6 protein-coding genes are annotated in these 13,795 nt (G+C 42.0%); 1 reads left to right on the forward strand and 5 read right to left on the reverse strand.

The genetic code is table 11. The features are described from left to right. Positions 1-286: 286 nt before the first annotated feature. On the forward strand, positions 287-3,295 hold the full coding sequence (locus tag CCK98_RS30210) for a discoidin domain-containing protein (protein WP_088089958.1): 3,009 nt from the start codon (positions 287-289) through the stop codon (positions 3,293-3,295). Positions 3,296-3,908: 613 nt separating this feature from the next. Here CCK98_RS30210 and CCK98_RS30220 read toward each other — a convergent pair. From CCK98_RS30220 to CCK98_RS30240, 5 genes are all read right to left on the reverse strand, one after another. Continuing rightward, positions 3,909-7,019: an alpha-mannosidase gene (locus CCK98_RS30220; RefSeq protein WP_088089960.1), complete on the reverse strand. Its 3,111-nt coding sequence runs from the start codon at positions 7,017-7,019 to the stop codon at positions 3,909-3,911. A 70-nt stretch (positions 7,020-7,089) separates the two neighbouring features. Continuing rightward, positions 7,090-8,970: a beta-N-acetylhexosaminidase gene (locus CCK98_RS30225; RefSeq protein ID WP_088089961.1), complete on the reverse strand. Its 1,881-nt coding sequence runs from the start codon at positions 8,968-8,970 to the stop codon at positions 7,090-7,092. Positions 8,971-9,015: 45 nt separating this feature from the next. Next, positions 9,016-9,636 (reverse strand): YesL family protein, encoded by a 621-nt coding sequence (locus CCK98_RS30230; protein WP_088089962.1) that lies wholly within the window; start codon positions 9,634-9,636, stop codon positions 9,016-9,018. Between the two features lie 38 nt (positions 9,637-9,674). Beyond that, positions 9,675-11,009, reverse strand: a complete 1,335-nt coding sequence (locus tag CCK98_RS30235; RefSeq protein ID WP_088089963.1) for a glycoside hydrolase family 125 protein — start codon at positions 11,007-11,009, stop codon at positions 9,675-9,677. 17 nt (positions 11,010-11,026) lie between these two features. Continuing rightward, on the reverse strand, positions 11,027-13,723 hold the full coding sequence (locus CCK98_RS30240) for an alpha-mannosidase (protein ID WP_088089964.1): 2,697 nt from the start codon (positions 13,721-13,723) through the stop codon (positions 11,027-11,029). Positions 13,724-13,795: the final 72 nt, after the last annotated feature.

A 13,795-nucleotide genomic window follows, 5' to 3' on the forward strand; every position in this document is an offset into this window, starting at 1 on the left:
TTATTTCTGACTAGAATCATTCACTTTGAATCAATGAAAACGTAGTTGGAATGACGGTTTAGAGTTTACTAACATTAATCCAGTAAATCTATAGTTTATTTAGTATAGCGCTTACATAATAGTTGATAGTATAAAAGTGTTGTTTCTGAAAATTAGAAAACTTCCTATTAGAAGGAAATAAGGGGGGAAATATATCGATAGTTTAACAGAGGGGAGGGATATTTAGTTTTTCGTATTTATATCGTTCAGTTACCCAACATCATTATTTAATACGAGGAGGATCCCGGTGAAAAATAAAAAGAATAATAGTAATAAGCGTATCTTTTCCTTTGTCCTATTGTTTTCTCTTCTTATTTCCATGATAACGCCAGAAGCCTATGCCGCTGTGGATGGAGATGGAACGAATGTCGTCAATGAGAATTATGCTGATCAACTGAGTTTACAGCCATTAGCTCCGGCTTTTAGGGTCGAGACACTCCTAAACTGGTCGCCTAAAAAAGACCCAGATGCAGCGTTGAACCGCGCAAGCGTCCCATTAAATAAAAATCGATTTAAAGGACACCAGATTAACCCGCTAGCACATCCGGAGGCTGGTATTTCCTCGGCAGCAATTACGCTCTCGAATCATGACCAGACAAGCCCTGTTGGCAGCAACGATTTTAATGTTTACGCGTTTGATAACTGGCAATTGCTAGATTCTTATATTTACTGGGCAGGAACGGATGAAGGAATTTTCGCCATTCCCTCACCAGATATCGTCGATGCAGCCCATCGGAATGGTGTTCCAGTTTACGCAACCGTAGGTTTTCCATGGGGGCCAGCTTCTAAAGAGGCACTTGCGGAGGTCGAAGCATTCACGAAGCAGGCGGAGGATGGGAGCTTCCCAGTAGCGGATAAAATGATTGAAGTAGCCGAATATTATGGCTTTGATGGTTATTTTATGAATCAGGAAACCTATGGTGTCAGTCAAAAAACAGCGGAACGAATGAATGAAATGATCCGCTATGTGAAGCGGCATTCAAACCTTCGCTTTGGCTGGTATGATTCCCAATCCAATAATGGCTCTGTTTCGTATCAAAATGCCGTTAACAGCAATAATGATTTGTATGTCAAACCAGCAGCAGATGGGAAGTATGCGGTGGATGAGTTTTTCCTAAACTATAACTGGGGAACCCCGCAAATTAACACAACGGTTGCTACAATGAAAAGTCATAACCGTGACCCTTATGATGCTTATGCCGGTTTCGAAGTACAACAGAATTCTTATAATACCAAAATTAATACCAACGCACTCTTAAATGAACAAAAACAGGCAAAGGTTTCCATTGCCCTCTATGCACCAAACTCAACCATGGGATTTGCGGCCGATCCTGTAGATTTCCATGAAAAAGAAACCTATTTCTGGACAGGACCTCAAGGTGACCCGACACGAGCAGACGATTCAGCAAACTGGAAAGGGATGGCCCGTTTTGTCACAGATTCATCTGTCATTCAAAAGATGCCTTTTACTACCAACTTTAACAGTGGACACGGGAAACAATATTTTGTTGACGGAAAAATAGCCAGCCCGCTTGAGTGGAATAACCGTTCCATCCAAGATATTATGCCAACGTGGCGTTGGTGGGTCCGTAATCAAGGCAGCAGAATCAAAGTTTCATATGATTTTGATAAAGCCTATAACGGTGGGAACTCGCTAAAATTCAGCGGTCCGCTCGACGCTTCTTCTGTCAATGACATGATGCTTTACAGTTCAAAGCTCGAAATCACGGATACAACGAAAATTCGTGTGGTCTATCAGAATCAATCAGGTGCCGATGTTTCGCTTGGTGTTGCCTACAGTGAAGATTATTCACCGGAACAGATGAAGTATTATTCATTGCCAAAAACCACCGATGGGTGGCAAACAGCGGTCCTTGACCTGAAAGAGGATGCAGGGAAAACCGCTTATGCAGTAAGCCTTAAAGTCAGCAACTCTGAAAGCTTAGCAAACTATGAAATGAATGTAGGTCAACTATCTGTTTATGATACTGCTGCCTCTATTCAATCAAAACCGCAAAATGCAGAAGTCACTCAAAAGATGCTGCGAACTGCTTTTGATGCCGAGGCACGTCTAAGCTGGTCAGCAGATGAAAAAGTACTTCAATACGAGATTTACCAAAAGAATGCCGATGGAGTAAAAACGCTTTTAGGTTCTACACCAAATAATCATTTCTATGTTTCTAATATTACCAGAACTGTTGCAAACGCTTCACCAGATCATATGACTACCCTAGAGGTAGTGCCAGTGAATCAGGATTACGTACGTGGCGAACCGGCAGAGATTGCATTTGACTGGGGTATGGGCACGGATGGAACCGAAATAGAACAACATGGCCCATCTGCAAATGTTGCCCTTAATGCCAAAGTGACGGGTGTTTCTGCTGAAAATGAAGCGGAGCCTGCTTCTAAGGCATTGGATGGAACAGCTGCTGGCAACAGTAAATGGTGTGCCACGAATGCAAAAAGTGGTTACATGACGATTGATTTAGGCGAGCCGAAAACCATCCGCCGCTGGAGAGTCGAGCATGCCCAATATGGCGGCGAAGCAAGTAACATGAACACCGTTGATTTTGAACTGCTCTACAAAGATCAGACAGGTGCGTGGGTCAGTGCAAAAAGAATGACCGGTAATACGAAAGCCGTAACAGATATTATTCTCGACCAACCTGTTACAGCACGTGAGTTTAAACTTCAGGTCTATAATAGTGGAACATCGCCATGGGGAGCCATCCGTATTTATGAATGGCAGATGTTTGAGAGTGATGCATTGCCAAGAACAGAGAATATTATGATGCATTTTGTATCAGCTGAAAACAATCTCGGTGCCCAGGATAAAGTTGTAATCGAACGAGTGAAGCAAGGCCAAACGGTTAGATTATACAGATCTCTGGACACAAAAGAAGTTTTGGCGGAAAAAACGGCCGAAAAAGACGGAACGCTCACATTTGAGCAGTTGGACTTTGGGCCTGACGCCGGCAGGGTCTATTACACCGTTCAGAACCCGGATACAAGAGAATCCCTCAAGTACAGTACGGCTTATTTGAATGAGTCGGTAACAGAGGTCATTCATAAAATTAACCATTTGCCAGAGCTTAACGAGTTAACCTTGGCTGATAAAAACGAGGTCAATGAGTGTAAAGTGGCCTACAACAAGCTTCATCCAACATTAAGAAAACAAGTCACCAATGAAGATCGACTTGTGCAGGCCATGGCGCGGATGCAGGAGTTGAAGAAAGAGTTTAATAATGGGAATTAACTCGTAGTGAAGTGCAGTACAAGTCAGGATAAATAATTTGTGATTCGAACCTGTGAGGAAACCATTCGTGGATCCACAGGTTCTTTTTGTGTGGCCGGCTTATCCCTTTTAAAATTTACATCCTTCGACCCACTGCAAACTAATCAAACGTTTAATTAAATCGGCTGATCTCCTTCTGTATCAACCTTTTACTCTTAAATGTGAAAAAAAAATTGTTGAATTTACCATCCTCCAAAAAACTAACCAAACGTTTGATTAGTTAGCCACGGGGCTATATAAATAAAGGGTTTCAGTCTTTTATTTAAAAAAGGCTTTGTCGACGCTGCTATATTTTCCCTCTATAAAAAGTAAAAAACATGTCGATATTAGGATTTCCTTAGGGAAACTCTCATGCTTCGACACGTTTCCTGATCATTCCTTACTAACCAAACGTTTGATTAGTTGCGGGAAAAACCCTTTTAACAAAAGGATTTTTTCCCGGGAAATGGAGAAAAGAATGTCGAAAGCCGCTCGACATTAGAAAAGCTAACTGGCCTTTTTGAATAATTATATAAATGACAAAGGGGACGTGGTTTATCCCCACGTCCCCTACATACTCCATTCGAGTACTCCACTACAAAAGCTTTATGGTCTTAATTTCATATGGTTTAATTTCCAACTCAATCGGATCTTCAGATTGTTCACCAATCGGTTCTTCCATTAAATTGGTCTCCACCCATGATCGGAAGTCTTTCTGAACATTCAAAGAAACCTTTCCTCTGCGTCCCTCATACTCATGGAAACGAATAATGATACCGTCGCCATGAAAGGCTGGCTTGATGGCATCAATCCAAATATGGTCAGCATCAGTTTCGATGAAGGATGCTTCCTTTGTCCAACTGCCTTCTACAGCGGAAATAGGATCATTTAAATCCCAGGCTTTTTCCACTGTCTTCGCTTGCCGCCAATCCCCGATATGTGGATATAACGAATAAACAAACGAATGCGCCCCCTGATCTGCTTGCGGATCCGGATGAGTAGCTGATTTTAATAGTGTTAATCGTAACGTATTTTCTTTGATGTCATAGCCATATTTGCAATCATTCAATAAACTTACCCCATAATCGGGTTCTGATAGATCGGCCCATTGATGGCCGACCGATTCAAATTTTGCCATATCCCAGCTGGTATTCCAATGTGTAGGGCGCTTGACATTGCCAAATTGAATATCATAGGTGGCCTCCGTTGTTCGAACATCGACAGGAAAGGCAGCTTTAAGCAATTTTCTTTTTTCATGCCAGTCTACATTCGTTTCAAAATCGATTCGGCGGTCATTTTTATAAAAAACAATCCGCTGAGAAATTTCAGAATGATGATACTTCCAGATGGCATGAATAGTAAAAGTAAGTTCACCATTTTCCACTACTCCAAATCTGACTAAATCATGGATCTCCTCCATTTTCTCTTGATAGAAAATATCAATATCCCATGCCTCATGCGCAAGAGGTTTATCTTCAAAAATTTGAAGAATATTCCCCCTTTGATCGTCAGCCAGAACATGACGTTGTGCTTCCTTATCATAAATAGTCGTCATTTGGCCAAACTCATTCCACTCAACGAGATAAAACGGTGTTTCCAATTTCCTGTCAGTATAGCTAAAATTTGCTTTTATTACTCTAGCATTTTCAATCGGTTCAAAATATAAGGTTTTTGCTCCAAACGATGGAAGTGTATCCACTTCAACGAGCCAGCCATTCTCACGTTTTTGATGGTTCAACACTGCTCCGTTACTGTTTCTCCACTCACCTGCTTCATACTCAGCAAATTGAGGAATAACCACATTTTTTAACCCTTTGAGATGGGTAGCGTTAAATAGAACAACAGAATGTCCAGCCTGCTCGATTCCGTTATGGATCACACGAGATTCCAGCTGATTCCCGATTTGCCAAGCTTCCTCGTATTCTTCCTTGGCGTCCTCATATACTTCATGAATGGAGGAGCCCGGAATAATATCATGAAATTGATTTCTTAAGATAATTTTCCAACCACTTTTCAGCTCATCATTTCCAAGCCAATGACCATTTTCCGAAAGCCAAGAAGATAAGAATTCCACCCTCCTATACAAAAGCTCTAATTTACGATTCATCTTTTTCATAAACGCCTGGCTTGTATAGGTTCCCCGATGATATTCTAGGTACAATTCGCCATCCCATTTATGGATGTAACTGTTTGATTCCTCAATATTTTTATGAAGCTTTTCAAAAAATTCTCCTGCCGTAGAAGTTTTCACATTCGGCATCCCTGGCAATTTGTCCAATCTTCTTCTCATTTCGAGCATATTTCGAGTGACACCACCGCCACCGTCACCATACCCATAGGAAAGAAGCAGGTCCTTTGATAGCTCTTTATCACGATAGCCTTTCCAAGCCCCTTTAACCGTTTTCGCCGTAATAAAGCCGTTATAGGTATAGAACCAAGAATCTGGGCCATTCCATGGTTCCGGCGTCGTAATAAAGTGGGTGAGAATCTCTGATCCATCGATTCCCTTCCAGTAAAAGGTATCATGGGGCATCCGATTATATTGATTCCAACTAATCTTCGTTGTCATCATCGTTTTTATCCCTGATTTTTGTAAGATTTGCGGAAGGGCCCAACTGTACCCAAAAACATCGGGCAGCCATAAATAATGACAGTCGACACCAAACTCCTCTTTGAAAAAGGCTTTTCCATGCAGGATTTGGCGAACAAGCGACTCACCACTTGGAATATTACAGTCAGCTTCCAGCCACATCGCGCCGCCGGTTTCCCACTTTCCTTCTGCAATTCTTGCTTTCATTTGGTCATAGATTTCCGGATAATCTGTTTTTATATAATCATAGAGTTGTGGCTGGGTTTGCAAAAACAGGTATTCAGGGAATTGTTTCATTAAATGCAGCACAGTGGAGAACGAACGAGCAGCTTTCTCTCGCGTATTTTTTAATCTCCACAGCCAAGCTACATCAATATGGGTATGACCAACCGTATGAATCGTAATATCGGATGATGGTTGAATTGAATGGATGGCATCCATAAGGCTGGCTTCAGCTTCATAGCAGGATTCATAGAATTCCGTACTTCCGGGTTCCGTCCAATTAATTCGCTGTAAGGCATCCGCAATAACCTTTTTCAAAGTCAAAGATGCAGACTCTTCCTCATTCGTTTCCAATAACACTTCGTAAGCCGCCAAAAGGGTATAGTATAAATTATCGACTTGTTGATCAAGCCAGCCTATTTTTGCCATCTGAAGTTTAAATTCATTTTCAATCGGAAGCCCTCCCCCCTCAAGTCCAGACCAGAGCCTAAAATCTAAACTCATCGCTCCCTTAGCGACTTGTTCATCAAAGAGAACTTCTTCATGATTGGAATCGACACCTTGGTAGGGTTTGCCATTAACAAATAGTAAGGATTCAAACCCTGAATTATTGCCCCCGCCAGTCTTTCCAAATGAGAAAAGACCGACGACTGGATGGATGGTGTTTTGCAAATGACAATCAACATCGGCATGAAGCCAAATATAACGGTCGCGGCCTTTCCAATAGTCGCCAATTTGCATGACGTTCTTTTCATCGTAAGCGGCTGGTGGATAAGCACCAACCGTACCATCATCTTCATGTGTATAAAATTGATGGATGGAGACGCAATCACGATAACGGTAACTTTCAAGTTCCCTAATACGCGATTCAAATTTTCTTTCTGCTAAAAACACCGTTTTCACCCCATTTGGCCATTTGAACTATTTTTCTAGCTAAAAACATCATAGAAGGTACAATAACTGCTTATAGTGAAAAGTTTCCTGCGGTTACGATACGATGATAGACATTACCACCGACTAACCCGTCCACAATTTCCCATGGTCCATCATGTCGTAATCTTTTTTCCTCTAACTCTTCTAAACTAGAAACTGTTCCCTCCAGCCATTCGTTAATCCTATATTTTACCGAATCCAAGCGTGTAATGACTCCGCCATAACGAATATCAAGGACTTCCCAGCCGAATGGCTTGTTGGCTGCAAACCAAACTTTACGATGCTTTTGTCGTAAAAGGTCAACATTGGATTGGATCATTTCTAATTTAGTAAGGATCGCTTTCATTTGCTCGTAATCTTTTTTCTCATAAACTTCTTTTAGCACAAGGCCAATTTCCGCCTTCTCACTAAGGACTCTTGCCAATTGCTCATAAAAGTCAAATAGCGCTTCCCATTTTGGATTATGAGCCTTTGCTCTTTCCAATACAGATACTAATTTTTCATAATGCTCCCCTAAAGATAGACCGCGCACATTTTCATCATATAATCCAATTAAACTATCTTGGTAGAGTAAAACTTTAGAAGTCATCGATGTATTCATGTTATTCTGCATGACTCCAGGCGTTTCATCCAATAGCTTTAGATTGATAAAATCATCAAAGTGCCCATCACCACAAAATTCAAATCGTTCCGCTACCTGGTCAATGGTCACTTCCTTATGATAGGAGTGTTCTGCGAATAATTGTAAGATTGGGAATGAAGTAGATAGCGGTGTTTCTGCGCCATTATCGCCCCACATCGTGACAAATATTTCTTTCACCCCTTCCTTTTTACAAGCAGCAATGGCGGCCTCAGTCGTCACAATCGCTTTGCCATAGTTCGGTGCGAGTCCATTCCAAGTCCATGCACCGCCTGCAAAAATTGGAGTTGATCCTAGCAATTTATGGTTCGTAATATCTTTTTCATAGATGGCCTGATCCTTACTATAGTAATTCCAATAAACGAGTTGCACATCAGGGATAGAAGCAGCCAGTTCTTTCTCGATATTGCCGTTTTCATCCTTATATTTGCTGTTTTCCGTAAACAAAGGATAATACATATCGCTCCAAATCATTGGCTTAAGCCCTAATTTCTCCGTGATGGAAACAACCTTTTGAAGATGTCTATTCATCAAATCAATATGGTTCTCATAGCCATTTTGTTCTAAATATTTACCTAACCCAAGCTGGAACGTCTCATCCATTCCGATATGAATCCGTTTTGTCTTAAATGGTTCTGAAGCGGCCTTGATACAATTTTCTAAAAACTCATAGGTCTCCGGCTTATCAACCAATAAAATATCATCCGTGTCTTTAAAGGTTGAAGCATAATTCCATTTAAGTGCTTCTCGTAAGTGGCCCAAAGATTGAATACAAGGGATCATCTCAATCCCTAGTTTCTCTGCATAGTCATCACATGCTTTTAACTCCTCAAACGTATATCTTCCCCGCATATACCCAAAATAAGGATGTTCCTTTACTTCGTATGTATCCTCTGTATAAAGCATCAATGTGTCTAATCCCATCACGGCCATTCTCTGCAAGAACTTTTCTACTTCAGCAACCGTTGGAACTGCATTTCTTGACGCATCAAGCATGACACCACTCATGTCAAACTGCGGATTCTCCGTAAAATCAAATTCACTGACTTTGTTAACCTGTTCAAGCCATAATCCTAATGCCCGAAAAAAGTGAACCGGCTTTTCAAAGGTAATTTCACCATGACCATTTTTATTCACGACCCGTATGGGGCCTTTTTGATTTTTCACATGTATGGGATAACCATCCTGTGAAAGTTGAATCGCAAAATTCTCCAATACAGCCTTTAGTCCATCTGTAACCGACGACACGTCACCCGTTAAATTTAGTTTCACGTACATTCCCCTCCTGTTTCACTACCTTATGGTCAATCTTTTTCGTTAGATTAATGCGGCTCTTTTCTCTAAATGGTTAAACCGATTCAGGCAGACCCTCATCATCCAGTAGGCCGGAGCCACGGCGGAAATAAAAGGGGTTAAGCCTGGAAGCTGATTAATGAGATAGCCTATGACAAAAAATCCGGCTCCAATCCATAGCGTGGATGGTAAACTGGTCACCGCAAATAGAAAGGACTGTTTTAAATATTCCTTATTGGTAAGCTCGAAATGGACATAAATAGCAAAGAAATAGCCAACGGATAATAGGAGCAAAAACGCTAGAAAATATAAGATCACCGATAGAAAGTTAGAAAAAACGCCTGACATCATTCCCTCAGCAATCCGGATATCGACAAAGAGGAAAAGTCCAATCCCGAAAAAAACAAAACCCAATCCATTGCTTCGCTTCCACTCTTTAAAATAAACGTTCTTAAAAGTCTTCCATACAGGTGTATCCGTGTCTTTCTTAATCCATTTCCGGACAATGGTAAAAAGGGCAACAGACGACGGGAAAAAGCCAAAAATCCCTAATCCTAGGACAGTAAAGACAATCCAGCAAAGATTCACCGAGACCACCCTCCAGATCCATTCGCAAATTCCGACCATCCAATGACCTTTTTGCATGACGTCATCACCCTTTCCAATTCCTACTCTTATCTTTTCTAAACTGCTTGGTTGCTTTTGTTTTTCATTAATTGATGATAAAGCGGGCTTCCTTTAACCGCTTTCCCTGTAAGACTTAACACAAATTCACTAAACATCGTGTTCGCCCATGCAAACCAGTCCCTAGTAAATTCTTCAGGACAATCGGCATTAAAGCCTTCATGCATAAAATGGGTACCGCCATCTGTCTGTTTAAAATAAGCTAAAATTTCCTGTTTTTCTGCTTCATTTGTCGTTGTCATGCCCTGTATGGCGAGCGCAATATGCCAAATATAATGATCGGGTGTGTGCGGGCTTCCAATTCCATTCGCATATTTTCCTTCGTAATAATAAGGATTATCCCTGCTTAAAAGGAACTGGCGTGTATTTACATAGGTCGAATCTTCAAATGGAAGGTAGCCCAAATAGGGGGCAGCCAGTAAGCTCGGTACATTGGCATCATCCATTAAATTGACCCGCCCTTCCCCGTCTGTTTCATACACATACATATCACCATATACAGGGTGGTCAAGCTTCGCATAGTGCTCAATTCCCTTTTGAATTTCTTCACGAAGCTTCAAGCATTCCTCTTTTAAGGAAGACTGGTGGAGAACTTCCTCACATATTTCAGCCGCGTACCCTAAGATGACAACCGCAAACATATTAGCCGGTACAAGGTATCCGTAAGTGCAGGCATCATCACTCGGGCGGAAGGCGCTCCAGGTCATCCCGGTTGGGACAACACGCCCTCCTTTTCCATCGCGGATTAACGTATCTGACTGGCGAACATCTGCACGTTCAAACCGGTAGGAGGATTGATTTTCATGATCTTGCTCTGTTCGCCATACGTGGATAATCGTTTCGATTACCTGCTGGAACGTTTCATTGAGATGGGATGTCCGTCCAGTAGACTTCCAAAACAGGTAGGCCAGCTGCACTGGATAGCACAGGGAATCAATCTCGTATTTCCGCTCCCAAATATGTGGTGTCATCTTGGTATGATCCGTTTGATGTCCCCTGCCATTTGCCGCTTCATTGAAAGCATTCGCATAAGGGTCGTGTAAGATAAACGCAAATTGCTGGCGAATGACCCCCTCGAGTAAATCAGCTACCTCTTGATCTTCTTCGGCAGCAAGTAAATAAGGTCTCACCTGTGCTGCTGAGTCTCTTAACCACATCGCAGGAATGTCTCCGGTAACCACGAATGTTTTTCCATCTTCTTGCTTTTTCATCGTTGTTTCATACGTATTTACAAAACATTGTTCAAACATACGGTGCAGCTGGTCATCACCTGGAAAGAATTCCTTAACATGATGGATGAGCTTTTGCATCGATTCTGGCAGTACTGACGTCATTTTTTTCGCTCCTATCGTTAATGATGAAAACCAAGTGTAATAATTTCGTGACCTTCTACTTCATATAGACTCTTTGAGTCTGTTGTTTTTTCTTCAAGAATAGTACTTTTATAGGATCGAGCATCGTCATGGATGGCAGCTTTTAGCATTTCCTTTTGTCCAGCCGGATTAAACCAGCGAACAATCACATCATCTTGCTCTTCCGCTACTCTCATCGACGACCATACAAGTCCATTTGATTCCCAGTTTACGAACTGATGGGTTCCAGGCAATTTGCCTTGATGGATGCTTGTCTGAATAACCAGCAGCGGGACTTTGTATTGATAGGCATCCACATATGCTTTTGAAGCAATGACATCTTTTTGATGAAGCAGCACTTGCCACTCCGCTGTTTGCAACCCTAAGCATTGGGCTTCAGGTGTCGGGAAGTATCCCCAGTCCCCAAGCTCCGCAACGGAACGAAGCACGGTTACTGCGATTGTTCCATCCTTTTGCAGGATTTCGTATTCATGGAGACCATCCGTTGCCACTGTTACCCCCATCTTGTCATCCGAGAGACTGACAAATCGCTGCTGGTGATGACAAAAGCTCGAATTTTCCCATTCCTTTTCCGGCGTATTAGGGCGAGTAACAATCTCAAAAATACTGTCAGCTTGATGTGTTTCCGTCTGCAGCCCTGTTGGGAAAAGGACACGGAGACGATGGTCTGTTGCTTGATTATTGATAAAAAGCTTAAAGGCCGGTCCTTTCATTCCTTTTTCGAGTGTCACAACGGTTCGAAGCGAAATGGCAGTCATTTCATTGGCTCTTCCTGCTTCTCTTTCCTTATGCCAAATAAGTTTATGACGTTCGATGTCAAGTCGCTCGTCCGCCGAAACTGGAATCGATAACGTGTGCTTAAACTCAAGGACTGTACGCAGGGCACTTCTTTCCACTAAGGTAAATTCCGCTGGTATCCCTTTTGTCGTGATCGCGGAATAACCCTTCGCTTCCTTGAACATGTATTCGTTCCCGACATCGCCTGTGTCTTCGTATATACCGAGACGATAGAAGGCCTTGCCTGTTTTTTTATCCGTTACATCATACGTGCCATCTTCATGGAACAGTAAATGCACAAATTCATTTTCCATTTCCAAGTCGTTAACAGGGTCTTTTACCTGTTGTTGCACCAACGAGTGACCTTCCGGAACAAGATAATAGGTCTTGTAACCGAAGGATGGAATCTCCTCTGCATAGAATGATAGAGTAGCCCGCTTTGCAAAAAACGGCTGGCGGAACTTGTCGTCTGGCAGATCGTAACCGAATTCGACAGTCGGGCTTACGAGTTGAAATTCGACGGTCTGACCTTGATCATCAACCAGCTTGTAGCCAGGCATTTCTTTATCCTTCAAATAGGCAGGAATTTCTTCAAAATGCATTTGTGAAAAATACACTTTTTCAAGATCGACTAATTTTGTCACTACTTCGTTTTTGTTCCATCCCGTTGTATTCATGACAACAAGCGGAATTCCCCCATCCGGTGTTTTGGATGTATCAACCGTAAGAGCAAGTTCTGCTGCTCGTTCTTGTACAAATACCTCTCCCATTTGTGAAACTCTTTCAAATCTCGTGACCATTTCACGGTGGACCTCATCGACACTGCAGCCGCAAATACTGTCATGTGGGTGATTTTTCAAAAGGGATTTCCACATAAAGCGAATATATTCGCGCGGGTAAGTTTCGTTTGCTAAATAGCCAAAAGCCGCTAAAGGCTCCGCTATTTTTTCCAAAAGAGTTTGACAGTGGTTATTCCATTGCTTTAAGTAAATACGGGCAGAAGCCGTATTAACGAGAGTGGACCATCCGTCTGTCCGCTGATTGCGCAATTCCCCTTCAATGACTTGCAACTTCTCTGGAAGTACCATTTTTAAAGCGTCTGTATATTCGTCAAAACTTGAATGCTTAAATGTATAATCGGAATAAAGGGCGGAGGCGGTTTCGATTGCCTCAGGAATCGACTTTTGCAGCGGCTGGTGATCACAGCCATTCATAAACAATAATTGATTCGTGGACGCATATTTTTCGGCATCTTGGAGCTTTTGATTCCAAAAGACTCTTGCTTCTTCTTCATCCACCGGGATTTCATTTCCGTTTGAATACCAATTGGCAAATAAGATCCCTAAAACACTAGAGCCATCCGGCGATTTCCAAATCATCTCGGAAAAAGGAGATTCAAAGTTGGGGGTGTCTGATACCGTGTTATTAAAGCCAGTCGGTTTGACACCTCTTCCAAAGGCAGCGGTCTCAATCCCCGCTTGTTTTAAAAGCTGGGGCGCCTGCCCGTAAATACCAAATGTGTCAGGAAAATAGCCAATTTTTGATACATGTCCACCATAGGACTTCGCATCATTCATGCCAATCAGCAAGTTCCGAACATTTGCTTCAGAGCTTGTTAAAAAGGCATCCTGCAACACATACCAAGGACCAATCGTTAGTTTTTTCTCTTCAATCAATTGTTTAACCTTTTCACGGTTTTCTGGGTGAACAGCGAAATAATCCTCTAACAGAACCGTTTGTCCATCCAGATGAAACGATTGAAATTGATTTCCTTCCTGTTCAAACTCATCGATCAGATTATTCATCAGCTTGATAAAGTAATAGCGGTGTTTCTCAAAGGGTAAATACCACTCCCTGTCCCAATGGGAATGAGATATAATATGGGCTGTCTTCTTCATGAGACTTCCCCTCCTACACTTTTGATTTATGTGATAAGTAAACGCTGTCATTTATGAATGTGTACTATTACT

Origin of the sequence: Bacillus sp. OV166 (assembly GCF_900177675.1) — a bacterium.
GTDB lineage: Bacteria > Bacillota > Bacilli > Bacillales > Cytobacillaceae > Neobacillus.